Here is a 25,802-nt window from a genome sequence, read left to right on the forward strand (position 1 = left end):
GTGAGATCGACCCATGACGACTGACCTTCCGATCACTCCTGACGGGCTTGCCCAGGTTCGCGCGATGCTGGCGACCGGGCGGCAGCCTCCGCTCGGGGAAAAGCTCGGCATCTCGCTGGTCGAGGTCGAATACGGGCATGCCGTCTTCGAAGCCACGCCGGACGGCACGTCCTACAATCCGATGGGAACGGTGCACGGCGGGTATATCTCGGCAATCCTCGACAGTGCCTGCGGCATCGCTGCGCACACCGGGTTGAAACCGGGCTTCGGCTATACGACGCTGGAGTTGAAGGTGTCGTTTCTACGCCCGCTGAACGATTCCAGCGGGAAGATCCGGGCGGTCGGACGCCTTGTGTCGATGGGCGGTCGCGCCGCATTTTCGGAGGCGACCCTGGTCAACGAGAAGGGGCAGCTCTGCGCGACGGCGACGTCGACGCTGCTCGTCTTCGAACTTCGACCACGAAAAGCGGTAGCAAATCCGGCTGATGGCGCCTCCTAAGAGCCTGGCCTCGCTTTAGTCGCCACCGGCAGGCGTCGGGCCGTCACGCCGCCCTGGGTCAGAACGACCGGCGCTATGCTGCCGTCTTTACGGAAATGCATCCGCTCGATCGCGACCTGACGATGATTGCCGTTCGTCTCACCCAGGGGACGTCGGTGATAGACGATATACCAATCATCCGTTCCAGGGATGCAGACAGCGGAATGATGCCCCGCGCCGCGAGCGACGCGCGCGTCCTGCTCGAGAATCTTGCCGCGCGGTGTGAACGGTCCGAGAGGGTTGGAAGCCGTAGCGTAGGCGACGCTGTACAGCGGTCCCGTCCACTCGCCTTCCGACCACATCAGGTAATAGATTCCGCGCCGCTTCAGCATGAACGGTCCCTCGACATAGTCGGCGGAGGGGGTGATCGCCTTGTACGTCTCGCCGTCCGCGAACGGGGTGAGGCTGGTGAGGTCTCGCGACAGCTTCACAACGTTGCAGTGTTTCCAGCCGCCATAATACAGGTAGCAGGTTCCATCGTCGTCGCGCAACACCATCTGGTCGATCGGCTGCGCGCCGTTGACGATGCTGCCGATCAGGGGTTTGCCGATCGCGTCGCGGAACGGGCCTTCCGGGCGGTCGCTGACCGCCACGCCGATTCCGCCGCGCTGTCGGTCGGTCTTGATGTCGTTCGCGCCGAAGAACAGGAAATAGCGGCCATCCTGCTCGATCGCCGAAGGGGCCCACACCGCATAGGCCGCCCAGTCGACGTCCTTGACGTCGAGGACGCGCGGATGGCGGGTCCAGGATACCAGGTCTGGCGAGGAGAACGCGTCGAGAAACGTCTGTCGCAGAAACGGGCTCCATATCGTCGGCGAGGCGCGTTCATGGGTTTGCCAACGGGTGAACCGGCTGGGCGGGGCGGGGACGGGCCCGTCGGCGGAATAGGTCGGATAGATCCAGTATCGATCGCCGAAAATGCGGATCTCCGGATCGGCGTACCAGCCCGGCAGAACGGGATTGGCTGCCCACGCAGTCCTCGAAGTGGCAGCGCCAACGGCGAGTCCCGCCAACAGCATTCGTCGATCGATCAAAGGCATTACTGGGTCCGTTGCAGTTTGGACGGGTGTGCTTTGAAACGGTATTCGCCGTATTTAACGCGAATGACCAGCGTGTCATCCAGACAATCTCCCGGATTTGTCGACCAATCGATCGCGGAGTCGCGTTGGATGCTGATGGTTCGGATTGATGAAATCTGTTCATCGAAGCATCAACCAGATAGCGGGTAATTTAGCCTGCCGCGTGTCCCATATTCCGTCTGCAACGTAAGCACACCGAGGTCGGCGTATCGCCGCCCCGATCAATTGCTGAAATGGAGGGCAGTGAAATGACTGACCGTATCAAAGATAAGGTCGTCGTGATTACCGGCGCCTCGAGCGGCCTCGGCGAGGCGGCGGCACGGCATCTGGCGGCGTGCGGCGCGACGGTCGTGCTCGGCGCGCGCCGTACAGGTCGCCTCGAAACGCTCGTCGCAGAGATCGTGGCGGCGGGCGGACAGGCTCTGGCTGTGCAGACCGACGTTACCGACCGTGCAGCGGTCGCCAACCTCGTCGACACCGCCGTACAGCGCTTTGGCGGGATCGACGTCCTCATCAACAATGCCGGGATTATGCCCCTGTCGGCTTTGGAAAGCCTCAAGGTGGATGAATGGGACCGCATGGTCGACGTCAACATCAAGGGCGTGCTGTACGGAATCGCGGCCGCGCTGCCGCATATGAAGGCGCAGAAATCGGGCCAGGTGATCACGACCTCTTCCGTTGCCGGCCACGTCGTCTTCCCAGCATCGGCGGTCTATTCCGGCACGAAGTTCGCGGTCCGCGCCATCTGCGAAGGCTTCCGTCAGGAAGTGAAGGACTACAACATCCGGACCACTATCCTGTGCCCCGGCGCGGTGAAGACCGAGTTGCTCGAGCAGATCTCGGACGAGGGCGTCCGCTCCGCAAACAGCGATTATGTCGGCAAGGTCGGTATCTCAGCCGACAGCTTTGCCAGGATGGTGGCGTTTGCGATCAGTCAGCCCGATGATGTCGACGTCAACGAGATCATCTTCCGCCCGACTGCGCAGCAATTATGATTTTTGGCTTCACAGCAGAGGGCCACCGCAGCGTTGCGCACTGTTTATCGAGGACGATGATGATCAGAGTTCTGACAATTTCGGCAATTCTCCTGGCGTCCAACGGCGTCGCACACGCACAGCAAGGAAAGAGCAAGATGGATATATCCCGCAAGGCAGACCTGAAGACGGTCCCCGGCCCCGACGCGTATTTCACCGGCAAGGTCACGATCACCGGACAATTCCAGCGGCCCGAGCCGTCGCGCGTCGGCGGTGCCGTGGTCCATTTCGAGCCGGGCGCACGCACCGCCTGGCATACCCACCCGGCCGGGCAGACGCTCATCGTCACCGAAGGTGTCGGCTGGACGCAGGTCGAGGGCGGACCGAAGCTCGAATTCCATGCGGGCGACCAGCTCTGGTGCCCCCCTGAACACAAGCACTGGCATGGCGCGACCGCGCATGACGCCATGACTCACATCGCCATCCAGGAATCTGTGAATGGCACACCCGTAACCTGGATGGAAAAGGTGAGCGACGAGCAATATCTCGCGCCGTTGGCGAAGGGCTGAGTGGTACCGCACGTCATCGTCAAGCTATGGCCGGGCAAGTCGGACGATCAGAAGCCGGCTTGCTGACGCGATCACGGAGAGGGTGACCGGCATCCTCGGCTATGGCGATGACGCAGTATCGATCGCGTTTGACGAGGTCGTGCGAACGACTGGAGCGAACCGGTCTACAAGGTCGATATTTCGGGTCGATGGGAACGATCTCGCCAAGCGACCGGGATACGGCGATCGCCCTCAGGACAGAGGCGCGACGCCTGATCCGGACGAAGCCTTCACGCGGGCGAACAGCGGCGCCATCCTAAACTGAGGCTTGGCACGCGGTCGATGGCGAGCGATCGCGTCTTATAAGTTCGCTCCCGCGTCGGCAGCCCGGAAGCCGACCACAAATATTTCGATGAACAAATGTCTGAAGTTGGGAAGCCGAAAACGAACCGCGAATGACCGGCTATGGGTCTTCAAAGCGGTACCGTCTACCGCCCGTCCTTCGTGACGAGCCTGCCGCCCGTCCACGCTACGACGGGCGGCACCTTAAAGTTGACATGCGGCGCCAATATCACTTGGGGAAATGGATCCCACAAAGCTTATTGCCATCGGGGTCGCGAAAATAGGCGAGCTCGATCGTCCCCATCGACGCAGTCTCGCGTGGGCCAGGCGGGGCCTCGATCGAGGTGCCCCCATTGGCAACTGCGGCATCGTGAAGCTGCTTTACTTGCTCAGGTGAGTTGCATGAAAAGGCGACGGTACTGCCGTTCGCGACGGTCGCAGGTTCATCGTTGATTGGCTGGCTAACGATGAAGTTCGTTCCGTTGCCATTATTGTAGATGAGCCGGGTGTGGCCGCTATCGGCGATATTCCGCATCGGTTCACCTACACCGAGTGTGCCAAGCACCGTATCGTAGAATCGCTTCGATCGTTCGATGTCGTTTGATCCGACCATAGTATGAAACAGCATGCTTGTTCTCCTGCTCAAGGCGTTATTCAATAGATACGGGTGATGAGGACGCTACGAGCGGTCATCCAGTTCCGAAACACCGCTCTGCCCGTCGGCGTAGGCAGCCATGAAGGCCGGCCGGGTCTGCCACCGCCGCCAGAACGCGTCGATATGCTCAAAACGCTCGTCCAGCGGGGTGGCGTTCACCGGGTATTTGGAAAACGCGATCGCGGTGGCTAGCGTGATGTCCGAGAAGGTCGGTTTGTCTCCGCCGAGCAGCCACGTCCGCCCGTCGGCAAAATGCCGGTCGACCAGTGCTGCATGCGCAAGCGCCACTTTGCGCGAATGCTCACCCCATGCGGCGTTGTGCGTCAGTTCCAACTTGGGCCCGAGGCCCTGGTGCAGGACGTGGAAGGCGGTGACGATCGGATAGAGGATGTGGACCCAGACCCGGTTGTCCCACATCTGGTCGAGGCCGCGCTCGATCGGCGTCTCGCCCATGACCTTGCGGCCTTCGAAGCTGTCGTCGAGGTAGCGCGCGATAGCCGACGTCTCGCTCAGGAACGACCCGTCCGCCAGCACCAGCGTCGGCGTTTCGCCCCACGGGTTCATCTTCAGGTGTCGCCACCCGCGCTGTTCACCCACAGGCGACATGTCGTACACAGTTTCGGCAAACCGGTCGGCGATGCCCTTCTCGTGCATGAAAATGCGCAGCCGCTGTGGATTAGGGAAAGCAGAAGGGGAGGTGAAGAGCGCCAGCGTATCGGCCATGGGAGGTCTCGCTTTCATCGATCATATCACCTGCCTGTCAGATGACAGGTATGTATCTGCGGCGTAAAACTTGCCTCGTCAATCCCTGTCTGGCATATGACAGGTGGAGGCGTGACGATGGCGGCAACGACGAAGGAGAATACGCGGGAGGCGATCCTGCTGGCCGCACGCGAGGCGGCGATGACGCGCGGCTACGGCGGCATCAACTTCCGCGACCTTGCCGCAACGGTCGGCATCAAGGCGGCCAGCATCAACTATTATTTCGCCAACAAGGCGTTGCTCGGTGAGGCGGTGGCCCGTCGCTACCAAGTGGATATCGCCCGCGATCTCGAGGCGATATCCACCGACGCGAAGGACGCGAGGGACGCGTTACGACGATACCCGAGCATCTTCCGGGCGTCTCTGGAGCGTAACAATCGGATGTGCCTCAGCAGCTTCATGGCGGCCGAGCGTGACGAGCTGCCTGAGCCGGTTCTCAAACAGGTACAGGCTTTCGCCGACGTCAACGTGGCGTGGCTCAGTAAACAGCTTGCCGCCGCAGCGATTGGATCGCCGGAAAGCGTCGAGGCAAGAGCGCGCGCAATCTACGCGGCAGTTGCCGGCGCACAGATCATTGCCCGCAGCAGATCCGACATCGCCGTATTCGATGCCCTGGTCGAAAGCTACCGCGCGGCCGGGCCGCTTCCCAGCTAGCTCCTTGTGGTGTCCGAATTCGCGTAGCTGCACGCTCGACAGACATGAACCAATGACCGGTATGGGGACTGGCGGGGTGAGGGCTTAATGACCGTTTCTGGGTCAGCGCCGGGGGCGGGGCGGGGCGGCGTGGTGTCGTCAAAAGCACGGAGTTGTGGATGGGAATGGTAGCCATCTGACTGTTAGCGCCTAAAGCCGCCCTTTGCCTCACCGAGAAGGCCCGGTTAAGATCACGCGCTAGGCGGACTTTCCTTTCTCGCGTTTTAGCCGCAAGTAACGGTTAAATGGCTCTCCCACCCGACTATTATTCAGTTCTAGGTGTTCCCTCGACGGCAAGTCGCGACACTATCCACGCCGCGTGGAAAGCGCTGCTCCGTCAATATCACCCCGATGCCAACCATGGTGTGGATGTCTCTGCTCGTGCGAAAGAGATCAACGAGGCGTATTCCGTTTTGGGAAAGAAGGAAGCACGTGCCGCCTATGATCGGTCGCAGATCAGGCCGTCTGCCCACCGAGCGACCGAGGACCGCCCGTTTCACCCCAGGAAAGCCGGCAGGCGCCCGATGCGACCTAGCCCGTCGATGCAGCCCGGCGGTAGCTTCTCGCAGCCGCTACAGCCCAACGAATGGCTGATGGGCCTTTTCCTGCTGATCCTCACCGCCGCACCGATCGCTACAATCCTGGTTCTGTGGAATGAGGAATCCGGATTGGCACCTACGGCTCGACGTAGCGTCGCCGCTAATCCCATGCGTGAGCCCTCCGCAAAAGACGTCCGCAGCTCATCGGGCACAAAACTCGGACTTGGACAGCCTGCTTCTTAAACTAACGCCCGGTCGGGACATTCAAGTTCGCAGGGTCAGGCGCCAAAAGCCGTCGTAACGCGGAGATGAACGAGCGGCCGAAGTTGGGGAGCTGGGAAGGGGGCGGGGACGTCTGATTATGGGTCGAATTGCTTTCCATCGCGCGCTGAAAATTAACAGGCGCGGCCGGCGAACCATAAGCCTCGTACGACATAATATTTTTTGCGAATCCCAATAGGTTAAACGTGCGCCTGCGCGCGCCCGTCTCAACGATCATGACAAAGCTGTTATATTGCTAGTGACTCGCAACAGCACATGACATAGAGGCCTTCCGATAACGGGGGTTCAGTATGAGTTTTTCGAGTATATTGCTGGCGAGCGCAGCGTCTGTCGGGGCACCTTTGCCAGCTCCGGCTGAGGAGCCAAGGACCGTAGAAACGTCCACCGGATCGGACGATGCGGAGAAGTCCGACGAGATCATGGTCATCGGCAAAAGCTATGGTCGTGCGGTCGGAAAGACCCTGACGCCGCTCAAGGACACGCCGAACACCATTACCGTGATCGATCGCGATCAGATCGAGGCGCAGAACCTGTTCACGCTGGAAGACGCTCTGACCGCGACCAATGGCATCACCGTCAATGGCGTCGGCAGCGAGGACCCGTCGTTCTTCTCGCGCGGGTTCGCGATCACCAATTACCTGATGGACGGCGTCCCGAGCTTTGCGTTCAACTTCCCGTCCGCCGTGCCGGACCTATTCTTCTACGATCGGCTGGAAGTGTTGCGCGGCCCGGCAGGTCTGTTCAGCGGATCGGGCAATCCGGCGGGCAGCATCAACATGGTGCGCAAGCGGCCGCTCGACGCGTTCAGGATGCAGGCGAGCGCCGGCGCCGGCAGCTACGACAATCTACGCTTCGAACTCGACGTCTCGACGCCGATCGGATCGAAGGCGGGGTTGCGCGTCGGCGCGATGGCGCAGGACCAGGACCAGTTCTTCGTCACCGCCCACCGCAACCGCATCGGCGGGTTCGCGGTCGGTTCGCTCGAGATCGGCGAGCGCACCACGCTGACGGTCGGCGGCTATTACGACCGCTTCCGTCCGGCGGTGCAGTCGGGACTGCCCGGCATCATCGGCGGCGCGGACGGCAGCGACGGCAAGTTGCTGGACGTGAAGCGGTCGACCTATCTCGGCGCCGACTGGAACCGGTTCAACGCCGAGACCTGGACCGGGTTCGCCGAACTGGCGCACAAGATCAGCGACCGCTGGACGTTGCGCGCGACCGGGCTGTTCACCGACGTCGATCGCGTCGACATCTACAGCTATATCGGCAACCAGCCGGTCACCGCGACCAACGGCTCGACCAGCCACATCGCTTATCGCGGCGACAGCAAGCAGCAGACGCGCTCGTTCGACTTCAACGGCATCGGCAGCTTCCCGCTGTTCGGGCGCGACCAGACGCTGATCCTCGGCACCGATTACCAGGCGAGTTCGGGCACGTCCTATTTCACCCGGCTGTCCAATTATGCGCGGATCGACGTGTATAATCCGGTCTCGCCGTTCGAGCCGCCGCTGAACCCGTATGGCGCGTCGCCCTATTATCCGGTGCAGGGGACGGGGGCGACCTGTCCCAATTCCAGCACCGCGATCACGCCCGCGCCCGCCAATTGCGCGCTGCAGGTCTATGGCGGTTCTTCGACCGACGTCGAGCAATACGGCATCTACGGGCAGATGCGGCTGAGCCTGCTTGCCGGCCTGACGCTGATCGGTGGCGGCCGCGTGACGTGGTGGGATACCACGACGACCACGTTGCTGACACCAAGCGGTGTCTTGCCGCCGTCGACCCGCTACGGGATCGACAACCGCTTCACGCCCTATGCGGGTATTGTCTGGGACGTAACGTCGCAGCTCAATCTCTATGCGAGCTATGCTGACAGCTTCACGCCGCAGGCGGCACCGGTCGGCCGGGCACGTCCCGACGGGCAGCAGATCGAGCCGCTGGTCGGTGCGCAATATGAGGCGGGGACGAAGCTCTCGCTGATGAACGATCGCCTGCTGCTGTCGGCGGCGGCGTATCAGATCACGCAGACCAACCGGTTGTTCAACGATCCCGACATCCAGACCGTCGTGCTGCAGACCGGCAAGGTCCGCTCGCGCGGTATCGAGGCCGAGGCGACCGGCGAGATCCTGCCCGGCTGGCGGATCAATGGCGGCTACATCTACACCAAGACCAAGTATCTGGAGGACCAGACCACCGCGTTCGAGGGGCTGCCACTGGTGCCGATCGTGCCTAAGCATATGATCAAGGCGTTCACCAATTACGCGCCGGTCGACGGGCCGCTGGCCGGCGCAAGCCTCGGCGGTAGCGTGACGTGGTTCAGCTCGACCTTCGGCGGCAACGCAGCGGTATTCAACGCCGACGGCACGCTGCGGACCCGGTCCACCATCGTACGCCAGCCCAGCTATGCGGTGCTCGACCTGCGTGCGGGCTACAAGTTCAACGACCGGGTGGGCGTCTCGGTCAACGTCGCGAACGTACTCGACAAGAGCTATTACGCGCGCATCGCCGCCACCGGTCGCGGCAATTACTATGGCAGCCCGCGCACCGCGTTCGCGACGCTTCGGTATACATTCGAATGACGGCGAGCGACGCGCATGCCCGTGTACGCTGGGCGCGACGTGGCGACATCGCGCTGCGCGTCGTTGCCGCGGTGCCACTCGGCTATGCGACCGCGAGCCTCTGGGCGATGGCGATCGCGCGGCTGCTGCCCGGTGATCGTGCCGAGGCGAGCGTCACCGCCTCGCTGATCGCGCTCGCCGTGTGCGCGCTCGCGGCGATGTGGGCGTTCGCGGCGCGTAGCGGCTGGCGGGCGATCTGGACGCTGGCCATCGCCGCCGGGATCGCCGCGGCGATCGCATGGGTCTCGATCGACGCGACGGGGCGGCTATGAGAAAGGGCTTTCGACAGTCGCAGGCGTTCCTGCATACGTGGTCCGGGCTGCTGCTCGGCTGGATCCTGTTCCTCGTGTTCGTCGCAGGCACGATCGCGTTCTGGCGCGAGGGGCTCAACCGCTGGATGCGGCCCGAGATCGCGCGCGTCGAACAGCCGATGCGCGTGCTGGCAGGGTCGCAAGCGTTCCTTGCTCGCAAAGCGCCCGATGCGAAGAGCTGGATCATCCCGGTAGCGACGGAACGATCGCCCGGTGCGCAGGTCTTCTGGGTGCCGCAGCCGAAGCCCGGCGAAGAGCATGGCAGGCGGGGCAGGCGAGGGCGCGGCGACACGCAGGCGCTGATCGGCGCCGACGGACAGGTCGCGCAGGCGCGCGAGACGCGGGGCGGGGATTTCTTTTACCGCTTCCACTTCGATCTCCATTACATGCCGGTGATCTGGGCGCGGTGGCTGGTCGGGTTCGCGACGATGATGATGCTGGTCGCGATCGTCAGCGGGATCGTCACGCACAAGAAGATCTTCAAGGATTTCTTCACGTTGCGCCGTGCCAAGGGCCAGCGCTCCTGGCTCGACGGGCATAACGCGACCGCGGTGCTGGCGCTGCCGTTCCACCTGATGATCACCTATACCGGGCTGGTCACGTTGATGACGCTGCTGATGCCATGGGCGGTCGTCGCCAATTATACCGATCAGAATACCGTGTTCGCCGCGCTGTTCCCGACCGCCAATGTGGTCGAGCGGACCGGCCGTCCCGCGCCGTTGATCGACCTGCGACGGATCGCCACCGACGCCGAACGCCGGCTCGGTGCGCCCGCCAGTTTCATCAAGGTCAGCGATCCCGGCGACGCCGCCGCACGGATCACGATCAGCCAGAGCGCCCATTCGATGCTGTCGTCGCGGACGCCGCGACTGACCTATGACGGCGTGACCGGGCGTCTCGTCTGGCGTTCGCCGCCACCCGGCGCCGCCGCCGAGACCGCGGGCGCGATGGTCGGGCTCCACGCCGGACGGTTCGCAGGCAACGGCGGCCGCTGGCTGTATTTCCTGTGCGGGATCGCCGGCACGCTGATGGTCGCGAGCGGTCTCGTGCTGTGGACGGTCAAGCGTCGCGAGCGCCTGCCCGACCCGACCCGGCCGCATTTCGGGTTCCGCCTCGTCGAGCGGCTCAACGTCGCGGTGATCGGCGGCTTCCCGCTCGGGATCGCGTGCTTCTTCTGGGCCAACCGCCTGCTGCCGGTAACACTTGGCGAGCGTGCGGACTGGGAGATCAACGTATTGCTCATCGCCTGGGCAATCGTCGCGGTGACGGCGTTCGTCGTCAGGCCGGCGCGTGTGTGGCCGGCGCTGTTCGCGTTGACCGGCGTGCTGCTCGTCGCGTTGCCGGTGTACGACGTCGTCGCGACCGATCGCGGGCTGTTCGCGTCGCTGGCGATAGGCGACATGATGATCGCCAGCATCGATGCGGCGATCTCGGTCTTTGGAATAGCGTTTCTGCTACTTGCCCGCCGCGTCGCGCACCATCGCCCCGTTGCAAAGCGCGTTCGCAGGGCTAGAACCGCCACCGCCTCCAGGGTTCCGGAGCCCGCCGAATGAGCATCCTGTCACTCCTGCTCGCCACCGCCGCGTTCTTCCTGCTTGGCCTGGCGACCGAGGCGCATCATCGCCGTCGGTTCGGGGCATGTCCGCAGGCAGCGCGGTGTAAAATGTTGCGGACCGGCGGCTGGCTTTCGCTGGTTGTAAGCGTCGCGCCCGCGCTTCTTGCCCGAGGATGGATCTTCGGGCCGATCCTATGGGCAGGCGCGATCATGGCCGGCGCCGGGATCGCCTTCCTCGCGCTCAACTTCGTTCCAGCTCGTGCGATGCGCGATCCGGAAATCCCTAGCCCATCGGTGAGCGCTTCCAGCCGCCTGTGTAACGGATTGGCCTGCAGGTGCGGCGCATCGATCTGATGAATGATTGGCCGATATTGGGTAGCCGACAAGAGCCTACGAATGTCGGCTCGTGGGTCGTCGGAGCTAGCCATCGGGCGAGCGTCGACGATGTCAGCGATAGTGCATTAGCCAACCGATCCGGCGGGTGGTCTGCTTCGTCAAACAGGCAGGATGGTTCAACGTCTCAATCGTGCCGGCACCGTCGCGATCGTCAAGCGGACAGGCCACATCACGCTCCCGGATCCACGCTGGTTGCGACGTTCTGAGGGTAACCCGACGGGCAGCAGGTAGACGCCTCATCGTCCTGGTATACGTCGCGTTCAGTTGAGCATCTGCCCGTTTGTAGTCTGCGACGAAACAGGCCGACATCGCGGATGTTACGCCCTTTGCCGCCTCACCTGCGTTTAGGCAGCGATCGAGCGGGCTGGAGGCGGCGAGGGCAAATACGAGGACGAGCATCGGTGATCTCCGTTGTCCGATGAACGTCGGGCACCGCCTTCGGTTGCGACGTTAGCGGTCGTCCTGTCGCGTCAGCCGATGCCCGCCAGCAACGCTGGTCAGATTTGGAGCGGAACGGTGCCGCGACGAGCGGTCATCGCCGCGCCGATTGAGGAGCATACGATCAGCCCGATCGCCAGCCACTGTCCGGTGCTCAGCACCTCGCCGAGCAGCGCCAGGCCCATCAGCGCACCAACCGCTGGTTCGGCGCTCATCAGCGTGCCGAACGTATTCGACGGCAGCCGCCGGAGCGCGATCATCTCCATGCCATAGGGGATGGCGCTCGACAGGATGCCGACGACAAGCCCCAGGGCGAGCACCTCCGGACGAAGCAAAGCGGTACCGGCTTCCGCGATACCGACCGGTGCCGCGACCAGAGCTGCGACGATCATGCCACCAGCGGCCGCGGCCGGGCCGTGCGCCTCGCTCGCGCGCTTGCCGATCAGAATGTACAGAGCCCAGCACGCACCGGCGAATAGCGCGAGCATGATCCCGCGCCAGTCCAGCGAAGCCGAACCGCTCCACAGGGGCAGCAGCAGTGTCAGGCCGGTCACGGCCAAGCCGATCCAGACGAAGTCGATCCAACGTCGCGAGGTGAAAACGGCGACCGCGAGTGGGCCGGTGAACTCAATCGCGATGGCGACACCGAGCGGAATGTATGTGAGCGCGTTGTAAAAGCTGAGGTTCATCGCCCCGAGCACGACGCCGTAGCCGACCAGCGGCCGCCAGCCGGCGTCGAGGCGCAGGCGCCAAGGCCGCAGGATGATCGACAGGACCAGCGCACCAACGATCAGGCGGATCGCGGTCGCGCCGTCGGCACCGACGATCGGGAACAGGCGCTTGGCGAACGACGCGCCACAGGTGACGGACACGAGCGACAGGACGAGAGCGCCAAGCGCCGGATAGTCGGTAGTCGAGGACGTATGCGGTGTGCGTAGTACAAGGGTCATGTCTGTTCTCGTTGGGGCTACTGCCAGGAATGTACCCACCGAGCGCGATCAGCGTGGTTCGATTTCGCGCTGAACCGATAAAGTTTATCGGCTACACGGCTCACGATGAGCAAGGCTATCGCCCTCGACGCGTTCGACCGGAAGCTGCTGGAACGCCTGCAGGTCGACGCGCAGACACCTATTCCCGTCCTCGCCGACGAGATCGGGCTGTCCGCGCCGGCCTGCTATCGACGCATACGGCGCCTGCGTGACACCGGGGCGATCAACCGAGAGGTGGCGGTCGTCCACCCTCGCACCCTTGGTTGGCCGCTGTCGATGCTCGTGCTGGTCACGATGGAACGCGAGAACGCGCGCACGGTCGACGAGATGGTGCGGATGCTGAAGGACGTTCCCGGAGTGATCGAGGCCTGGAACGTCACTGGCGATCACGACTTTGTCGTCCGCATGCTGGCGCGCGACATGGAGAGCTACGATGAACTGGTACGCGAATTGTTCGCTGCGGACGATCGCGTGCGCAGCTTCAAGACGCTGGTCGTCATCCGCCAGGTCAAGGATGCGAGCCCCGTTCCCGTCGCATAGGCGGCGCGCTGATCACCCAGTCCGGGGCTTGGAGTCACATCCACAAGGCCGTGCAGCTTTTCGCCATCTGGACTGATCGGCAAGCTGAACAAGAGGCCGCTTTCGATCGGGGCACTGAGACTGCTGAGCGACCGTTTCTGGGTCAACCGCGAGGCGCATAGTAATGAACGAGGGCAACACGCTGAAGTCGCGCTCTGGGCCGATGGATGCAGTCACGTGCTCATCTCGGTTGAATCACTGATTGCGTAGCGCTGCATGCGTGAGATGTTCAAGCCTAGGCCCACGTGGCACGTCCACCCCACGCCTGCTCCTCAATATCTCACGCTGATGGTACCCAGCACCGAACGCGGTGCGCCATAATAACCGCCGTCGAAATTGGTTGCAGTCAGGTATTTGGTGTTGGTGACGTTGCGTAGGTTTACTGCAGCCGAAATGTTCGGCGTGATGCCGTACGCTGCCAGCAGGTCGAGTAGCGCATAATTTCCCTGCCGGCCCAGCCCGGTCGGCGAGATGATCCGGCTCTGATACTGCGCGCTGGCGCCCAGCTTGAGGGCGGGCAGCATCGGGAGCGTATAGCTGAGATTGAGCCGCCCGGTGTTGCGCGCGACATAACGCCGCACCGGATTGCCCTCCGGGTCCTCGATCCGCATTACCGTATATCCGCCCGTCATCTGAAGGCCCGGCGCGAGCTGCCCGCCGACATCGATCTCCACGCCTTCCGACCGCGCATCGATCCCGACATAATAGGTGCGGGTGACGTTGTTCTCGGTCACGATGCCCGCCGCTTCGGCGGTATTGTCCTGCCGCGTCTTGAATACCGCGACCGTCGCGTTCAGCCGACCGGCGAACCAGTCGCCCTTGATCCCGAGTTCGAGGTTCTCGCCCGCGATCGGATCGATGATGCGGTTGTTGATGTCGAGCAGCTGGTTCTGCGGATTGAAGATCGTCGCGTAGCTGCCGTAGAGGCTGAGGTTGCTCGTCACGTCGACCGTAGCGCCGGCGAACGGCAGGAACCGCGTCGCGTCAAAATCGGTGTTGCCGCCGTAGGAAAAGCCCGTGCTCTTGGCATGCGTCACGTTGCCACCGAACATCACCTTCACCGCGTCGCCGGGATTGAACCGGATGAGACCATAGGCAGTCTCGCGCCGTGTGTGGGTATTCTGGCTCGACGCAGGGTCGCTCGAAAACGTCGTGGGAAAATTGGGCAGCGAGAAATTTCCCGCGAACAGGTCGGGATAGGGCAGGTAGGTCCCGATCGTGCTGTTGTCGTAGCTCGACTGCTGGACATAGTCTTGCGCGCTGCGGTTCACGCCAATGTTGATCTCGTGCTCACGCCCCAGGAACGTCACTGGGCCGGCGATGTACGCCTCCATCGTGAGGTTGCGCGTGGTTGCGGGGAACTTGCCCGGATAGCTCTGGATCCCGACCTGGAGCCCGGTTGCCGGATCTATGCCGATGCCGTCGGCGTCGTTTCGCAGCGGGTTGCCGTAGACATAGAACAGCGTGTTGTTCTCGTCGGTTGCACGGCGGATCGCGCTCGCACGCGCAACCCAGCCATTGCCGAACCGGTGCGTGATGTCGCCGAAGATCTGGCGGTCAATCACGTTCCAGCTCGACCAGTCGGGCGCGACGTTCGACGAGCGCGCGAAGTTCAACGGCGTCCCGTCGCTGTAGGTGAGCGGGATCGCACCCCACATCGCGCCGCGGCTTTTATGGTCCTGATGACCATAGCCCGCGCTGACCGTCGTGCTGGTACCAAGGTCCGCCTCGACGATACCGTAGCCGACCCAGCGACGAAGACCATAGCGGTCGAGATAGCTGTCGCCGTCCTGGTACGCCCCGACTGCAAGCGCCCGGATGCTGCCGTCCTTGGTGATCGGCACACTGACATCGGCCTCGCCGCGATACTGGTCGAACGAGCCATATTGCCCGCTCGCGCGCACCTGCAGATCCTTGGTAGGACGCTTGCGGATGAAGTTCACGACGGCGGACGGGTTGCCGGTCGACGAGAGCAGGCCGGGGGCACCGCGGACGACCTCGATGTGATCGTAGAAGGCGGTATCGATCGAACCGGTCTGGATGCCGAACGGGAACGGAACGCCGATGCCGTCAACCTGGAACGTCTGGATGTCGAAGCCGCGTGCGGAGAAATACACTCGGTCGGTCTCGCCAGCTTGCACGTTCACGCCGGGAACCGTGCCAAGCAACGTATTGACGTCATTAAGCTGGAAATCCTCGATCTGCGCGCGCGTGACAACGCTGACCGACTGCGGCGTCTCTCGGAGCGTAAGGTTGAGCCGCGTTGCGGTCGTTTGCCCGGGGATCGTATAGTCGCTGCTGCCTTCAGTACGTGCGCCAGTTACGACAATCTCATCCGCGGCTTGGCGGGCCTGAAGCGCGGCCTCGGCCCCGGGATCTGGCAGCGTAACGGGCGAAGCGTCAAGATTGGCCGTGGCCATGAGAACGGCGAGTAAGGCAGTCATTCGTATCCCCCCAGAGATGTCTTGCGGTCTCGTGAGATCAAATAAGCACTAATGAAAGTCATTATCATTAATTGCGGCATGGCGTACTCGAGGGCAGGAGTAACCCTAGTCGTGCCTAGACGATCGACCGATCCTGCGGGGGAAATGAACGGACGACTGGTTTAAGCAGGCTCCAGATCGGTGCTAAATGTCCGGAACTGGGTCTAATGTGCGAATGCTGAGCGCAGCGTAGCAGTTCGGCGAGTCATGTTAGGCTTCAGCGATCATCGCAATCGGCACTTTCATTCCAGCGATCCGCACTGGCATCTTGGCGCCTTGCCGTGCTGAAGGATCGGCGTCGAACCACTTGTTCCATTCTTCGGCGGCCCCCGCGAAATCCTCGTCAGGCGCGCGCGCCGTCCAGCCCTTGCGCGCCTTGATCGAACGCAACATCACCCAGCGGCGTGTCGATGCAACGGGTAGACATACGGCCACCGGGCCCGCGGCTTTTATCGAACACAATGGCATTGTGGTCCTGATGACGGAGCGCTTGGGCGTAGGACAGGCCTGCCATCCCCGCATCGATGATTCCGATCCGCATGATATCCGTCCGTGCCGGCGTGCAGCGACTGAACTTGCAGCTGACCGAAGGGCCCCAAACGCCAGGCTCGTCGATTGGAGCCGGCCCAGGCGCAGACTTTAGTCTCTGGCTGCCGGCTCGAGGATGAAGTTTCAGCTTCGAACGTCTCCGCCGCCGAAGACGACTTGATTGCGCACGGCAGGGGCGAACAGGCCGTAAAGAAACGGCAGGTTGCCACCGCTCGCCGCATCGAGAGCCGCACGGTGCTCGGGTGGCAGGGTGAGGCTGAGTGCGGCGACATTGTCGGTTACCTGCTCCGCCCGGCTCACGCCCAGCAGCGTTGATGCGACCCCGGGCTGCCCGACCACCCAGGACAGCGCGACGCGCGCCGGCGTCTCGTTAATCTCTGCTGCGATGCGCTTCAGTTCGTCGACGATCTGCCAGTTGCGCTCGGTGAACAACGTGTCGCCGAACGGATTGTCGCCATCGAGACGCTTGTCGTCGACGGGCCGCGCCGTGTCGTCCTGCCCGGCCTGGTTGGGGACGCCGCCCGCGCGCTTCGGACCCGCCTCGACGGTCGCGCGGTCATATTTGCCGGTGAGCATGCCATAGGCGAGGGGGCTCCAGGGCACGAAACCCATGCCCGCCGATCGCGCGAGCGGCAGATGCTCGGCTTCGACCCCGCGTTCGACCAGCGAATAGAAATATTGCAGACCGATCGGCGCCGGATCCCCCTGGACTCGCGCCAGCGTCGCAAGTTCGGCGACGTACCAGGCCGGGGTATTGGATATGCCCCAATAGCGGATCTTGCCCGCTGCAACGAGCGCGGTCATCGTCCGCAGCAGTTCCTCGGCGGGGGTGACGCCGTCCCAGACATGCACCCAGTACAGGTCGATGAAGTCCGTCCGGAGGCGGCGGAGCGATCCTTCGACGGACGCTAGAATGTGGCGCGCGCCATTGCCGCCTGCATGATAGCCATGACCGGTCGCAAACCCCGATTTCGTCGCGATCACCAGCCGATCGCGCGACGATTGTGCGGCGACGAAACTGCCGACCATCTCTTCCGATCGCCCGCCTGCATAAACGTCTGCGGTGTCGATGAAATTTCCACCGAGATCAGTGTAGCGATCGAACACCGCACGGCTGCCGCTCTCGTCCAGACCCCATCGCGGCGTACCGAAGGTCATCGTGCCGAGCGCCAGCGGGCTGACGAGAAGGCCGGAGCGGCCAAGCGGGAGATAGGTGTCGAGGGTCATGGTGGTATCCTGCGTTGTGTCACCTCCAGATGGACGCCGGACCGCCCGAGGATTAGATCGTCTGCGGCGCATGGGTTGCTGAAGGATGTTCAGGAATGGATCGTGATCTCTGGTCCGGTCTCGCGGTGTTCGAAACTATCGTCGAGGCTGGCAGCTTCGCACGAGCGGCAACGCGTCTTGGATTGTCCGCCTCCGCCTTGAGCCATGCGATGCGGTCGCTTGAGACGAAACTGGGCGTCCGGCTGCTCGACCGTACCACCCGGTCGCTGGCGCCGACGCCCGCAGGCGAGGAACTGCTGGTGCGGTTGAGGCCGGCGATCGCCTCGGTCGCGGGCGCGCTGGCCGATCTCGACAATGCCCGCGAACGGCCGGCGGGGCGGATCCGGGTCAGCGCGCACCGGGTCGCGGCGATCTACGCCATTCTGCCGCGGCTGGCCGACTTTGCGCGCGCCTATCCCGACCTCGCCGTCGAACTGGTGGTCGACGACGGGTTCGTCGACATCGTCGCGGACCGATTTGATTGCGGGGTCCGGCATGCCCAGACCCTGCAGGCCGACATGATATCGGTCCGTATCAGCGCGCCGGTGCCGCTCGTCTTCGTCGCCGCGCCGGCCTACCTCGCCGATCATCCCGCTCCCGTCGATCCCGACGGTATCGCCGCTCATCGTTGTCTGTGTTACCGATACACGTCCTCTGGCGTCGTACACCGCTGGGAATTCGAGCGGGATGGCCGAAAGGTGGAACGGTCAGTCCGCAGCGACTTCATCACCAACGATATCGACGTGATGCGCGACGCTGCAGTGGCAGGGCTGGGGGTGACTTGCCTGCCGCTGCCACATGCCGCGCTGCAACTGGCCGCCGGTACTCTGGTCGAAGTGCTGGCCGACTGGGCACCCACCTTGCCCCCGAATCACCTCTATTATCCGAGCCGACGTCAACCGACTGCCGCCTTTCAGGCCTTCGTGGCGGCAATGCGCATGTGATTGCAAATGTGCTTTGACAAGATTGAGAGCAGTTGATGGTCTGGATGACCACGAGGCGCTTTGGTGAGCGACGTCGCCGTCAACTTTCAAAGACCTAAGGGCATGAACGAGTGTCTGAAGCTGGGAAACGGGACGGCCGGTCCGAACGCCTGTAATTGGGTCTCCGCGGCCGCTGGTTGCCTGATCGCGGCATGACCAAGCTCGTCTGCTCCCAAGGTCTTTCACATCCGGGAACCCGCTGCTTTAAGAGGCTCGAAGACTTTCCGTTTCTCCGTGTCCACCAGCCCATATTGGGAAAGTTTATGCGGGGAAGGGTTTTGGGAAAGCGGTTTACTATGGTGAACGGTCGCGTGGTAAGCACGGCCGGCATACCAGTGAGAGGGCAGTAATGACGGACGCCGCAAACGTAATTGCCGTGGACCACACAGGCTTCGCTGTGTCGTCTTTGGACGAAGCCGTTCGGTTCTGGACGGGAGCGCTCGGTTTCACACTTGAGCGGCAATCGGAGATGGGGGGCGACTTCCTGCATCAGGTGACAGGTGTCGATGATCCGAGTGTGAAAACGGCGATCGTCAAGGCACAAGACGGTCACGTGGTCGAACTGTTGGAATATTCAAACGGGCTCCAGAACGGGACGGTGCCCAGCGGCGCGGGATCGATCGGAGCGGCCCACCTGGCTCTGACCGTAAAGGATATTCACGTCGCCATTGCCCGCGTCGAAGCAGCAGGATGGAAGGCGAAAGGCAATCCGCTGCCGGTCCCGGGTGGTCCACGGAAGGGAACGTTGGTGGCCTACGTTTCAGGCCCCGATCATATCACGATAGAGCTTATGCAGCCGACAGCCAGTTAATGGGTCGGTAAAAGCTTTGCCGCCTCATCATCCTTTTGAAAGCTGGCGAGGCAGCGGGCAGGGCCAAGGCTCAGCACCTTCTCTGCCGCAATCCTGAATGGATGGCAGAGATTGGGGAGCCAGAAAGAGGCCGCGAATGACCGCAAGTGGGTCTTGGCCGCCGAAACCGACGAAGGAGGTCGGGCAGAGCTCCCGAGCTCATCTATTAGCAGGACCTCTGCGTTTCCGATCCTGCGTCAGCTATCGCTGCCTTTGGCGAATAGGGTCAGAGTTTCGCGCTTGCTCGTTGATCTGAACGTTAGAACCATGCGCGATCACGAGTTCATCGGCTCGTGGGATCAGAACGAGTGACATGCGATCGCGGCTTGGCGGCATCTGCTCGCCAAAGGGCGTTCTGAATGCACCAACTGCCCATCGAAGCACGGCAACCAAAGCTCCTCCGGGCAGGGCGACAACGGATTCAACTGCTTCGAGTGTCAGAGGGACACCCTTGAACATGATGTCGAAGTAAGCACGGTAAGCTCGGTCGACCTGCGCCTTGCCCTGCCAATGCATGCCCACGATGTTCACCCAGTGCACATCACCAGCGTACAGCTTGGCCATCGCGTCCATGTCGGAGGCGTTCCACGCATCGGCGTATCGTTCCGCCAGTCGCTGCACCTTGTCAGCCGTCGTGTTCAGCATCGCCGCCCCTGTCCCACTGCTCATTAACGGCCCTGCCGCAAGTAGCCCCAATATCGTTTGCCGCCGGTCCATGTCGCGTCCTCCATAGGTGCGGGCGGTTTAGCGCTAGCGACACGGCCGCGATTGAACAAAAGCGTCAGCGCCCTCGTGCCCATTCTGCAAAGAAGCTGGTGGGAGGACTTCCGGCGAGGGCACGGCAATCGCGTACAAAGTGTGCCTGATCCGCATAACCGGCGTCGTGGACCAACTCCGTCCAGGTAGCACACGGCGAGCGGACCTTCGCGTCGAGTACCGCATTTAGTCGTACCGTTCGCGCAAACAGTTTGGGGGTGAGGCCGACCTGTCGCTCAAACCGACGCGTGAACTGTCGGTCACTGAGTTCAGCCCCCCGGGCAAGCGAGCGCACGCTCAACCTTCCCCCCGCACGTTGCAACGCAGCAGCGGAAAACGCCACCGGGTCGACGGGGGATAAGCGATCAAGTTTGCTCCTCAACCAGCGCTCTGCGGCGCCGACCCGCTCATCGAAGTTGAAAGCCATCATGACTGCATCCCGCAGATCCGTCCCGGCCGGGCCGATGACGTCGCTGATCGCGATGCCCTCGTTGACCAACGCGGTCATCGGCGTGCCGAACAGAGCATGGAATCCAGCAGGTTCAAATCGGATCGTGAATACATGGATGCTGCCGGACAGGATGAGGCGTGTGCGCCGGTAGCTCTGGGGGCCGACGATCACGACCTCGGGCGCGAATGATGCTGCGCGGTCATCGTGCGAAACCCGGTAGCGGTCCTGCAAATAAAACTCGATGAATTGATCAGGTCTCGCCGGTAAGGGTGATGTCACGGCATGCACGCCAAGCTGCGCTTGCCGCTCGGCATAGGAGCGCACGACGCCCCTGAGACTCGCATCAGCTTGGCGTTGATCGACGATCATGCTGCGTCATCGCGCAACCGAACCGCGCGCGCTAGCTTCATCACTGGCAGAGAGTTCATGACCGACTTCGGCACCGTGCCAACCGTATGAACAAGCGTCTGAAGTTGGGGAGCGGCAATCTAGCTATGAATGGCCAGTTGTGGGTCATTTTCTAACGGGTGACGACGTTCGACTTCATTACCGCAAGCTTGGCGAGGAAGGCGTTTTGGGCTGGAAACGTCACACCCTCGTGACGCATGGCGGCCTGGAGGTTTTCAACCAGCGCATTCATGTCCTTCGCCTGGATCCCGAGATTCTTGTGCGCGGTCGCCATGTCGCGACCGGTATAGCTACAGCCGCCGTTCAACAGGGCGCAGAACTGCTCCTTCAGCGTGCGGCGAAGGCGGATCATGTCCTGCCCCTTGAAGATGTCTCCGATCCGCGGATCGGCCTGGCTCGCCTTCACCAGATCGTCGACGATCCGGTCGATGCCAGCCACCCCGTGAAACGCCTCAAGCATGGCAACGCCCTTGAACGGACCACCGCCGACATTGGCGTCGCTCATCGCATAGGGCGCGACCGGGTCCTCGCCCGGTGGCGTGGGTGTGGTCTGGAGGAGGACGAGCAGGGCAAGCAAGATCATCGAAAACGCTCCCTAGAAGGCCGTCTGGAGCGACAGGAAGCCGCCGCGTTGGCGCTCGGCCGTCGCGATCGATCCGAGATCGACAAGGGCCGCGGTCGCAGTCAGGTTCTTATTGATCGCATAAGCGCCATAGACGGTCTTCCAGTCATTTTCCGTGGCGAACCCGAGATTGTCGGGTTTCGACCGGTATTCGCCGCCGACGACGAGCTGGCGCGAGATTTGATAGCCGAGCGTGCTCTCGACCTGGACGCGGCGATTCGTACCGCGATCGCCACCGAACCCGAGCAGGCCGTTCTGGTTGGCGTTGGTGTAGCGGATCGTGGTGCTGAGCAGGATGCTCTGCCGCAGCAGGAGCTTGGTGGCAGCGACGTAGAGATCGGATCCGCTGGTGTGGCGTCCGCCAACCGCGGCGACGATCTGCGGATCGGAACTGCGCTTGTACTGCATGCCGATCGCGATCTGGGGCAGGTAGGGGCTGCCATAGACGGCATCGCCGGCGACGCGCAGCTTGGCACCGAACACGTCCTGGCTGAGCGTGTAGCCGCGGCCGATACCGAGCGTTGCACCGACGTCGCGTGTGTCGAGATTCTGTCGGGCGTAGCTCAGTTCCCACCGGTCGTGGACGCCGATGGCTGCGCCGTGGCTTTGCCAGCGGTAGTCCGGCAGTAGGATGACCGAGACATGCGCGGACCCGCCGATCCCGTCGACGGTTTCGTTGCCGGCGATCAGAGCCCAGGTGGAGATGCCGCCACCCGAACTGCCTTCGATCGTGGTGACGCCGTTGGTCAGCATCAGCTTGCCGCCGGCGCGACCCTCGCGTGCCGCGCCGGGGGTCGTCGTCATGACGGCGGTCGCCACCGCGACCTTCGCAATACATCCGGCAACAGTCGAAAGCGGAATACGAATCATCCGGCCTTTCTTGGAGACTATTGGTTAATAGTCGGTCTCCCTCGCCAGGCCATCGACGCGTCGCCCGCTCGAAAAGGCATGACAGGCCGATGACGTTTACCGGTTTGCAATTCTCCGACTGTTAGAGGCCGATGCATGCACGTATCTGTCCTCCGCCTGAGTCTGATGTTCGCGGCGTCTGCGCTGCCTGTCGCTGCGCATGCCGGCCCGGTGGTGATCGATGTCCGTGGTTTCGACGGCAAGCCGCTGCCGGGCGCGGTGGTGACGATCGAGACGCCCAAGGCGCCTGGGGTGACGGTGCGGGGGCCGTACATGATCGAGCAGCGGGACATCGCGTTTCAACCGCATGTGCTGATCGTCCCCGTCGGCGCGACGGTCGGCTTCCCCAATCGCGATCGGGTGCGTCACCACGTCTATTCGTTTTCGAAGGCCAGGAAGTTCGACCTGAAACTCTACGGGCAGGAGGAGTCGCGCACCGTCCTGTTCGACCGTCCGGGCGTGGTCCCGCTAGGCTGCAACATTCATGATTCGATGAGCGGGTTCGTGTTCGTGACCGCCACCCCGTTTGCCGGACTGACCGACCAGGCTGGGCATGTCAGCATTGCCGGCGTGCCCCCAGGCACAGCGACGGTCCGCGTCTGGCACCCCTCGATCCGGGCGCCCGGCAGCACTGCGTCCCAGCCGATCGATGTTGCCGCGACCGGCTTTGCCACGACCTTCGTGCTGCACCGGTGATGCCTTTACGCCCGCCGCGGTTCCGCCATCTCCGGACCAAGCTGTCGGTGCTATATGCGAGCCTGTTCGCGGTGACGCTGGTGATACTCGCGTTCGTCGCGCAGGCCATGATCTGGACGCACGCGCGCGACTCCGTGCGCCAGGAACTCATTGCCAGCGGCAGCGTCTACGATCGGATCTGGTCGCTCAGGTCGCAATCGTTGATTGCGTCCGCGAACCTGTTGTCGCGAGATTTTGGATTCCGGGCCGCGGTCGCCAGCGGCGACCGGCCGACGATCGCGTCCGCGCTCGCCAATATCAGCCAACGGGCCGAGGTCACCGCCGCGTTCGTGGTTGATCAGGACGGTCAGGTTACCGGCCCCTCAGGCGCACTTGCCTCGACGGCTGCCCGGTTCCCGTTCGCGGTGCCGGACGGCCGGCGTGACGCGGTTGTAGTGGTGGCGGGGCAGGTGTACCGATTGATCCTCTCACCGGTCATGGCACCGACGCAGATCGGCTGGGTGGTCTTCGCAGTGCGGCTCGACGGCACCGAGATGCGCGCTCTCGAACGCTTGTCCGCGATCCCGCTGATCGCAACGATCATGCGAAGCGATGGCGCAGGGCGCTGGCACGCGGCGGACAGGTCGATCGGATCCGACTCCGCGGTCGACGATCTGGTCGACGCATCGCAATCAACCCGGACTCTTGCGACGCTCAACCTGTCAATCGGACGCGCTTTCGCGATCGCAAAGCCGCTTGCCGGACTAACGCGTCGACCGCAGGCGGCAATTCTAATCCGCTATCCGCTCAACGCCGCACTGACCCCGTACCTGCCGTTGCAGGCGGGCATCGCGCTCGCCGGATTGGCCGGGCTGATCCTCGTCGTGCTCGGCAGCAGGCGGCTGGCGAGGGGGATCGCCGGACCAATCGCCGCGCTGGACGCTGCCGCGCGAGCGCTGGAGGAGGGGGGGCGCGCCCATATCGTCGTGAAGGGCCGCGACGAGATCGGCAGGCTCGCCGCCAGCTTCAATCGGATGTCGGTCGGTATCGTCGAACGCGAGAACCGGATCACGCATCTCGCGTTCCACGACGTCCTCACCGGCCTGCCCAACCGGACGTATTTTCGTCAGTCGCTTGACCAGGCGATCCTTCAAGTCGGGCGGACCGGCGGGGCGATCGCGGTGCTGTGTCTTGATCTTGATCGCTTCAAGGGCGTGAACGACACGCTCGGCCATCCGGTCGGCGATGCGTTGCTGAAAGCGATCGGCGCGATGTTGAGCGAGGTCGCGCCCGACGGGCTGGTTTCGCGACTCGGCGGTGACGAATATGCGGTGATCCTGTCGGGCCAGTTCGATGCCGATCGCCCGCGCGTCCTCGCACAGAGCATCCTCGACGTGATGCGCCAGCCGGTCGAGGCCGATGGCCACCGGATCGCGACGGCGGTCAGCATCGGCATCGCGATCGGCCCGGTCGACGGCGAGGATGCCGACGAACTCCTCAAGAATGCCGATCTCGCACTGTATCTCGCGAAAGAAGACGGTCGCGGCGTCTTCCGGTTCTTCGAACCTGCGCTCGACGCCGCGGCGCGCTGGCGTCGGCAGGTCGAACTCGACCTTCGTGAAGCGATTCAGGCGGGCCATTTCGTCCTCAACTACCAGCCTGTGTTCGACCTGAAGGCCGACCGGATCGGCGGGTTTGAAGCGCTGGTGCGCTGGCATCACCCGGAGCGCGGCATCATTCCCCCGGCCGAATTTATTCCGATCGCCGAGGATACCGGGCTGATCATCGCGATCGGCGAATGGGTGATGCAGGAGGCCTGCCGTCAGGCGATACACTGGCCCGAGCATGTCCGCGTCGCGGTAAACGTGTCGCCGCTGCAGTTTCGCAACACCGGGTTCCAGGCGATCATTCTCCAGGCGCTCTCGCGTAGTGGGCTGGCACCCGACCGGCTCGAGATCGAGATCACAGAATCAGTCTTCCTTGACGGCGAGGGGCCGGTGATCGCGTTGCTGCACAAGCTGCGCGCGATGGGCATCCGGGTTGCGCTCGACGATTTCGGCACCGGCTATTCGTCGCTCAGCTACCTCCGCAGCTTCCCGTTCGACAAGATCAAGATCGACCGCTCGTTCATCACTAGCATCGCCAGCGATCCGAGCGCCGCGGCGATCGTCCGCGCGATCGTAGACTTGGCGACCGCGCTGCACATGGAAACGACCGCCGAGGGCGTCGAAGATATCGGGCAGCTCGACCTGCTGCGCGGCGAGGGCTGCGGTAATATCCAGGGGTTTCTATTCAGCCGACCAGTTGCGAGTTGCCGTATCGCCGGGCTGCTCGAGAATAGAACGAGCCAGGCTGCCTAACGGATGGAAGAGGGGGCATCCCCTCAAGGCGGCGCACGACGTCTGAAGATGGCCGGATATCCAAAACCCGACTTTCACGCCAGATTACCCGGACGACGGTTTTGTCTCACTTTTTGCTCTCCGAGGCCGGCTTTGGTGGCCGATCGAGACCGTCTGGCTAAGATTAACGAGCGTCTGAAGTTGGGAAAGCCGGGG

General features: G+C 63.1%; 27 protein-coding genes. 14 read left to right on the plus strand and 13 right to left on the minus strand.

Going from position 1 to position 25,802, the window contains the following annotated elements:
- The first annotated feature begins 13 nt into the window (after window positions 1–13).
- Window positions 14–499 carry a PaaI family thioesterase gene (locus tag AC0CH3_RS15065; protein WP_056024468.1) on the plus strand — a complete coding sequence of 162 codons (486 nt, stop codon included), beginning with the start codon at window positions 14–16 and terminating at the stop codon, window positions 497–499.
- Here AC0CH3_RS15065 and AC0CH3_RS15070 read toward each other — a convergent pair.
- Window positions 496–1,578, minus strand: a complete 1,083-nt coding sequence (locus AC0CH3_RS15070; protein WP_354304294.1) for a glycoside hydrolase family 43 protein — start codon at window positions 1,576–1,578, stop codon at window positions 496–498. The two genes, AC0CH3_RS15065 and AC0CH3_RS15070, sit on opposite strands and share 4 nt — an antisense overlap.
- 287 nt (window positions 1,579–1,865) lie before the next feature.
- Between AC0CH3_RS15070 and AC0CH3_RS15075 the strand changes: the two genes are divergently transcribed.
- The gene (locus tag AC0CH3_RS15075) at window positions 1,866–2,612 is read left to right on the plus strand and encodes an SDR family oxidoreductase (protein WP_056024824.1); all 747 of its coding nucleotides are present in this window, start codon (window positions 1,866–1,868) and stop codon (window positions 2,610–2,612) included.
- Window positions 2,613–2,749: 137 nt separating this feature from the next.
- On the plus strand, window positions 2,750–3,160 hold the full coding sequence (locus tag AC0CH3_RS15080) for a (R)-mandelonitrile lyase (protein ID WP_056024474.1): 411 nt from the start codon (window positions 2,750–2,752) through the stop codon (window positions 3,158–3,160).
- Between the two features lie 550 nt (window positions 3,161–3,710).
- On the opposite strand, the gene AC0CH3_RS15085 is transcribed toward AC0CH3_RS15080, so the two are convergent.
- Both AC0CH3_RS15085 and AC0CH3_RS15090 read right to left on the minus strand, forming a co-directional pair.
- Window positions 3,711–4,109 carry a VOC family protein gene (locus AC0CH3_RS15085; RefSeq protein ID WP_056024477.1) on the minus strand — a complete coding sequence of 133 codons (399 nt, stop codon included), beginning with the start codon at window positions 4,107–4,109 and terminating at the stop codon, window positions 3,711–3,713.
- Between the two features lie 51 nt (window positions 4,110–4,160).
- A complete protein-coding gene (locus AC0CH3_RS15090) occupies window positions 4,161–4,859 on the minus strand; it encodes a glutathione S-transferase family protein (RefSeq protein WP_056024480.1) in 699 nt (232 codons plus the stop codon).
- A gap of 117 nt (window positions 4,860–4,976) precedes the next feature.
- On the opposite strand from AC0CH3_RS15090, the gene AC0CH3_RS15095 reads away from it, so the two are divergent.
- From AC0CH3_RS15095 to AC0CH3_RS15120, 6 genes are all read left to right on the plus strand, one after another.
- Complete coding sequence (locus tag AC0CH3_RS15095) at window positions 4,977–5,552, plus strand: TetR/AcrR family transcriptional regulator (RefSeq protein WP_056024484.1); 576 nt, start codon at window positions 4,977–4,979, stop codon at window positions 5,550–5,552.
- 284 nt (window positions 5,553–5,836) lie between these two features.
- Window positions 5,837–6,373: a J domain-containing protein gene (locus AC0CH3_RS15100; RefSeq protein WP_082446243.1), complete on the plus strand. Its 537-nt coding sequence runs from the start codon at window positions 5,837–5,839 to the stop codon at window positions 6,371–6,373.
- A gap of 458 nt (window positions 6,374–6,831) precedes the next feature.
- The gene (locus AC0CH3_RS15105; RefSeq protein ID WP_354304289.1) at window positions 6,832–8,988 is read left to right on the plus strand and encodes a TonB-dependent siderophore receptor; all 2,157 of its coding nucleotides are present in this window, start codon (window positions 6,832–6,834) and stop codon (window positions 8,986–8,988) included.
- Complete coding sequence (locus tag AC0CH3_RS15110; protein ID WP_056024489.1) at window positions 8,985–9,299, plus strand: hypothetical protein; 315 nt, start codon at window positions 8,985–8,987, stop codon at window positions 9,297–9,299. Before AC0CH3_RS15105 ends, AC0CH3_RS15110 begins: the two co-directional genes overlap by 4 nt.
- Window positions 9,296–10,891 carry a PepSY-associated TM helix domain-containing protein gene (locus AC0CH3_RS15115; RefSeq protein ID WP_465238032.1) on the plus strand — a complete coding sequence of 532 codons (1,596 nt, stop codon included), beginning with the start codon at window positions 9,296–9,298 and terminating at the stop codon, window positions 10,889–10,891. The genes AC0CH3_RS15110 and AC0CH3_RS15115 overlap by 4 nt, the downstream gene beginning before the upstream one ends.
- Window positions 10,888–11,247 carry a DUF3325 domain-containing protein gene (locus AC0CH3_RS15120; RefSeq protein ID WP_056024496.1) on the plus strand — a complete coding sequence of 120 codons (360 nt, stop codon included), beginning with the start codon at window positions 10,888–10,890 and terminating at the stop codon, window positions 11,245–11,247. The genes AC0CH3_RS15115 and AC0CH3_RS15120 overlap by 4 nt, the downstream gene beginning before the upstream one ends.
- 93 nt (window positions 11,248–11,340) lie before the next feature.
- On the opposite strand, the gene AC0CH3_RS15125 is transcribed toward AC0CH3_RS15120, so the two are convergent.
- Together AC0CH3_RS15125 and AC0CH3_RS15130 are read right to left on the minus strand one after the other, a co-directional pair.
- The gene (locus AC0CH3_RS15125; protein ID WP_082446244.1) at window positions 11,341–11,688 is read right to left on the minus strand and encodes a lysozyme inhibitor LprI family protein; all 348 of its coding nucleotides are present in this window, start codon (window positions 11,686–11,688) and stop codon (window positions 11,341–11,343) included.
- A 98-nt stretch (window positions 11,689–11,786) separates the two neighbouring features.
- Window positions 11,787–12,677 (minus strand): EamA family transporter, encoded by an 891-nt coding sequence (locus AC0CH3_RS15130; protein WP_056024498.1) that lies wholly within the window; start codon window positions 12,675–12,677, stop codon window positions 11,787–11,789.
- Between the two features lie 105 nt (window positions 12,678–12,782).
- Between AC0CH3_RS15130 and AC0CH3_RS15135 the strand changes: the two genes are divergently transcribed.
- A complete protein-coding gene (locus tag AC0CH3_RS15135; protein ID WP_056024501.1) occupies window positions 12,783–13,256 on the plus strand; it encodes an Lrp/AsnC family transcriptional regulator in 474 nt (157 codons plus the stop codon).
- A 311-nt stretch (window positions 13,257–13,567) separates the two neighbouring features.
- Here the strand turns inward: AC0CH3_RS15135 and AC0CH3_RS15140 are convergent, their stop codons facing one another.
- The 4 genes from AC0CH3_RS15140 to AC0CH3_RS15155 all read right to left on the minus strand — a co-directional run bounded on the left by AC0CH3_RS15140 (window position 13,568) and on the right by AC0CH3_RS15155 (window position 17,554).
- A complete protein-coding gene (locus AC0CH3_RS15140; RefSeq protein ID WP_465238033.1) occupies window positions 13,568–15,739 on the minus strand; it encodes a TonB-dependent siderophore receptor in 2,172 nt (723 codons plus the stop codon).
- Window positions 15,740–15,988: 249 nt separating this feature from the next.
- Window positions 15,989–16,171 (minus strand): hypothetical protein, encoded by a 183-nt coding sequence (locus tag AC0CH3_RS15145; RefSeq protein ID WP_056024507.1) that lies wholly within the window; start codon window positions 16,169–16,171, stop codon window positions 15,989–15,991.
- Complete coding sequence (locus AC0CH3_RS15150) at window positions 16,122–16,319, minus strand: NAD(P)-binding protein (RefSeq protein WP_082446246.1); 198 nt, start codon at window positions 16,317–16,319, stop codon at window positions 16,122–16,124. Before AC0CH3_RS15150 ends, AC0CH3_RS15145 begins: the two co-directional genes overlap by 50 nt.
- Before the next feature lie 131 nt (window positions 16,320–16,450).
- Window positions 16,451–17,554 (minus strand): aldo/keto reductase, encoded by a 1,104-nt coding sequence (locus tag AC0CH3_RS15155; RefSeq protein ID WP_056024510.1) that lies wholly within the window; start codon window positions 17,552–17,554, stop codon window positions 16,451–16,453.
- Between the two features lie 95 nt (window positions 17,555–17,649).
- On the opposite strand from AC0CH3_RS15155, the gene AC0CH3_RS15160 reads away from it, so the two are divergent.
- Together AC0CH3_RS15160 and AC0CH3_RS15165 are read left to right on the plus strand one after the other, a co-directional pair.
- On the plus strand, window positions 17,650–18,537 hold the full coding sequence (locus AC0CH3_RS15160) for a LysR family transcriptional regulator (RefSeq protein WP_056024513.1): 888 nt from the start codon (window positions 17,650–17,652) through the stop codon (window positions 18,535–18,537).
- Between the two features lie 388 nt (window positions 18,538–18,925).
- Window positions 18,926–19,387 carry a VOC family protein gene (locus AC0CH3_RS15165; RefSeq protein ID WP_354304283.1) on the plus strand — a complete coding sequence of 154 codons (462 nt, stop codon included), beginning with the start codon at window positions 18,926–18,928 and terminating at the stop codon, window positions 19,385–19,387.
- A gap of 240 nt (window positions 19,388–19,627) precedes the next feature.
- Here AC0CH3_RS15165 and AC0CH3_RS15170 read toward each other — a convergent pair whose 3' ends face one another.
- From AC0CH3_RS15170 to AC0CH3_RS15185, 4 genes are all read right to left on the minus strand, one after another.
- Window positions 19,628–20,071: an SgcJ/EcaC family oxidoreductase gene (locus tag AC0CH3_RS15170; RefSeq protein ID WP_162235496.1), complete on the minus strand. Its 444-nt coding sequence runs from the start codon at window positions 20,069–20,071 to the stop codon at window positions 19,628–19,630.
- A 136-nt stretch (window positions 20,072–20,207) separates the two neighbouring features.
- Window positions 20,208–21,002 carry an AraC family transcriptional regulator gene (locus tag AC0CH3_RS15175; RefSeq protein WP_056024520.1) on the minus strand — a complete coding sequence of 265 codons (795 nt, stop codon included), beginning with the start codon at window positions 21,000–21,002 and terminating at the stop codon, window positions 20,208–20,210.
- Between the two features lie 151 nt (window positions 21,003–21,153).
- Window positions 21,154–21,624 (minus strand): group I truncated hemoglobin, encoded by a 471-nt coding sequence (locus AC0CH3_RS15180; RefSeq protein ID WP_056024523.1) that lies wholly within the window; start codon window positions 21,622–21,624, stop codon window positions 21,154–21,156.
- A 12-nt stretch (window positions 21,625–21,636) separates the two neighbouring features.
- Window positions 21,637–22,533: a DUF3034 family protein gene (locus tag AC0CH3_RS15185; protein ID WP_056024526.1), complete on the minus strand. Its 897-nt coding sequence runs from the start codon at window positions 22,531–22,533 to the stop codon at window positions 21,637–21,639.
- Window positions 22,534–22,668: 135 nt separating this feature from the next.
- On the opposite strand from AC0CH3_RS15185, the gene AC0CH3_RS15190 reads away from it, so the two are divergent.
- Window positions 22,669–23,268, plus strand: a complete 600-nt coding sequence (locus AC0CH3_RS15190) for a cupredoxin domain-containing protein (RefSeq protein ID WP_056024529.1) — start codon at window positions 22,669–22,671, stop codon at window positions 23,266–23,268.
- A complete protein-coding gene (locus AC0CH3_RS15195) occupies window positions 23,268–25,607 on the plus strand; it encodes a putative bifunctional diguanylate cyclase/phosphodiesterase (RefSeq protein ID WP_354304280.1) in 2,340 nt (779 codons plus the stop codon). The genes AC0CH3_RS15190 and AC0CH3_RS15195 overlap by 1 nt, the downstream gene beginning before the upstream one ends.
- The last annotated feature ends 195 nt before the right edge of the window (window positions 25,608–25,802 follow it).

It is taken from the genome of Sphingomonas sp. AC449, from assembly GCF_979253475.1.

What these genes read in the sequence shown, in the direction of transcription:
- AC0CH3_RS15085 (WP_056024477.1), bottom strand. Translation starts at nt 4,109, where the DNA reads ATGCTGTTTCATACTATGGTCGGATCAAACGACATCGAACGATCGAAG.
- AC0CH3_RS15180 (WP_056024523.1), bottom strand. Translation starts at nt 21,624, where the DNA reads ATGATCTTGCTTGCCCTGCTCGTCCTCCTCCAGACCACACCCACGCCA.
- AC0CH3_RS15140 (WP_465238033.1), bottom strand. Translation starts at nt 15,739, where the DNA reads ATGACTGCCTTACTCGCCGTTCTCATGGCCACGGCCAATCTTGACGCT.
- AC0CH3_RS15075 (WP_056024824.1), top strand. Translation starts at nt 1,866, where the DNA reads ATGACTGACCGTATCAAAGATAAGGTCGTCGTGATTACCGGCGCCTCG.
- AC0CH3_RS15095 (WP_056024484.1), top strand. Translation starts at nt 4,977, where the DNA reads ATGGCGGCAACGACGAAGGAGAATACGCGGGAGGCGATCCTGCTGGCC.
- AC0CH3_RS15125 (WP_082446244.1), bottom strand. Translation starts at nt 11,688, where the DNA reads ATGCTCGTCCTCGTATTTGCCCTCGCCGCCTCCAGCCCGCTCGATCGC.
- AC0CH3_RS15070 (WP_354304294.1), bottom strand. Translation starts at nt 1,578, where the DNA reads ATGCCTTTGATCGATCGACGAATGCTGTTGGCGGGACTCGCCGTTGGC.
- AC0CH3_RS15170 (WP_162235496.1), bottom strand. Translation starts at nt 20,071, where the DNA reads ATGCTGAACACGACGGCTGACAAGGTGCAGCGACTGGCGGAACGATAC.
- AC0CH3_RS15110 (WP_056024489.1), top strand. Translation starts at nt 8,985, where the DNA reads ATGACGGCGAGCGACGCGCATGCCCGTGTACGCTGGGCGCGACGTGGC.
- AC0CH3_RS15120 (WP_056024496.1), top strand. Translation starts at nt 10,888, where the DNA reads ATGAGCATCCTGTCACTCCTGCTCGCCACCGCCGCGTTCTTCCTGCTT.
- AC0CH3_RS15065 (WP_056024468.1), top strand. Translation starts at nt 14, where the DNA reads ATGACGACTGACCTTCCGATCACTCCTGACGGGCTTGCCCAGGTTCGC.
- AC0CH3_RS15155 (WP_056024510.1), bottom strand. Translation starts at nt 17,554, where the DNA reads ATGACCCTCGACACCTATCTCCCGCTTGGCCGCTCCGGCCTTCTCGTC.
- AC0CH3_RS15165 (WP_354304283.1), top strand. Translation starts at nt 18,926, where the DNA reads ATGACGGACGCCGCAAACGTAATTGCCGTGGACCACACAGGCTTCGCT.
- AC0CH3_RS15150 (WP_082446246.1), bottom strand. Translation starts at nt 16,319, where the DNA reads ATGCGGATCGGAATCATCGATGCGGGGATGGCAGGCCTGTCCTACGCC.
- AC0CH3_RS15105 (WP_354304289.1), top strand. Translation starts at nt 6,832, where the DNA reads ATGGTCATCGGCAAAAGCTATGGTCGTGCGGTCGGAAAGACCCTGACG.
- AC0CH3_RS15080 (WP_056024474.1), top strand. Translation starts at nt 2,750, where the DNA reads ATGGATATATCCCGCAAGGCAGACCTGAAGACGGTCCCCGGCCCCGAC.
- AC0CH3_RS15195 (WP_354304280.1), top strand. Translation starts at nt 23,268, where the DNA reads ATGCCTTTACGCCCGCCGCGGTTCCGCCATCTCCGGACCAAGCTGTCG.
- AC0CH3_RS15115 (WP_465238032.1), top strand. Translation starts at nt 9,296, where the DNA reads ATGAGAAAGGGCTTTCGACAGTCGCAGGCGTTCCTGCATACGTGGTCC.
- AC0CH3_RS15175 (WP_056024520.1), bottom strand. Translation starts at nt 21,002, where the DNA reads ATGATCGTCGATCAACGCCAAGCTGATGCGAGTCTCAGGGGCGTCGTG.
- AC0CH3_RS15090 (WP_056024480.1), bottom strand. Translation starts at nt 4,859, where the DNA reads ATGGCCGATACGCTGGCGCTCTTCACCTCCCCTTCTGCTTTCCCTAAT.
- AC0CH3_RS15145 (WP_056024507.1), bottom strand. Translation starts at nt 16,171, where the DNA reads ATGTTGCGTTCGATCAAGGCGCGCAAGGGCTGGACGGCGCGCGCGCCT.
- AC0CH3_RS15100 (WP_082446243.1), top strand. Translation starts at nt 5,837, where the DNA reads ATGGCTCTCCCACCCGACTATTATTCAGTTCTAGGTGTTCCCTCGACG.
- AC0CH3_RS15135 (WP_056024501.1), top strand. Translation starts at nt 12,783, where the DNA reads ATGAGCAAGGCTATCGCCCTCGACGCGTTCGACCGGAAGCTGCTGGAA.
- AC0CH3_RS15160 (WP_056024513.1), top strand. Translation starts at nt 17,650, where the DNA reads ATGGATCGTGATCTCTGGTCCGGTCTCGCGGTGTTCGAAACTATCGTC.
- AC0CH3_RS15185 (WP_056024526.1), bottom strand. Translation starts at nt 22,533, where the DNA reads ATGATTCGTATTCCGCTTTCGACTGTTGCCGGATGTATTGCGAAGGTC.
- AC0CH3_RS15190 (WP_056024529.1), top strand. Translation starts at nt 22,669, where the DNA reads ATGCACGTATCTGTCCTCCGCCTGAGTCTGATGTTCGCGGCGTCTGCG.
- AC0CH3_RS15130 (WP_056024498.1), bottom strand. Translation starts at nt 12,677, where the DNA reads ATGACCCTTGTACTACGCACACCGCATACGTCCTCGACTACCGACTAT.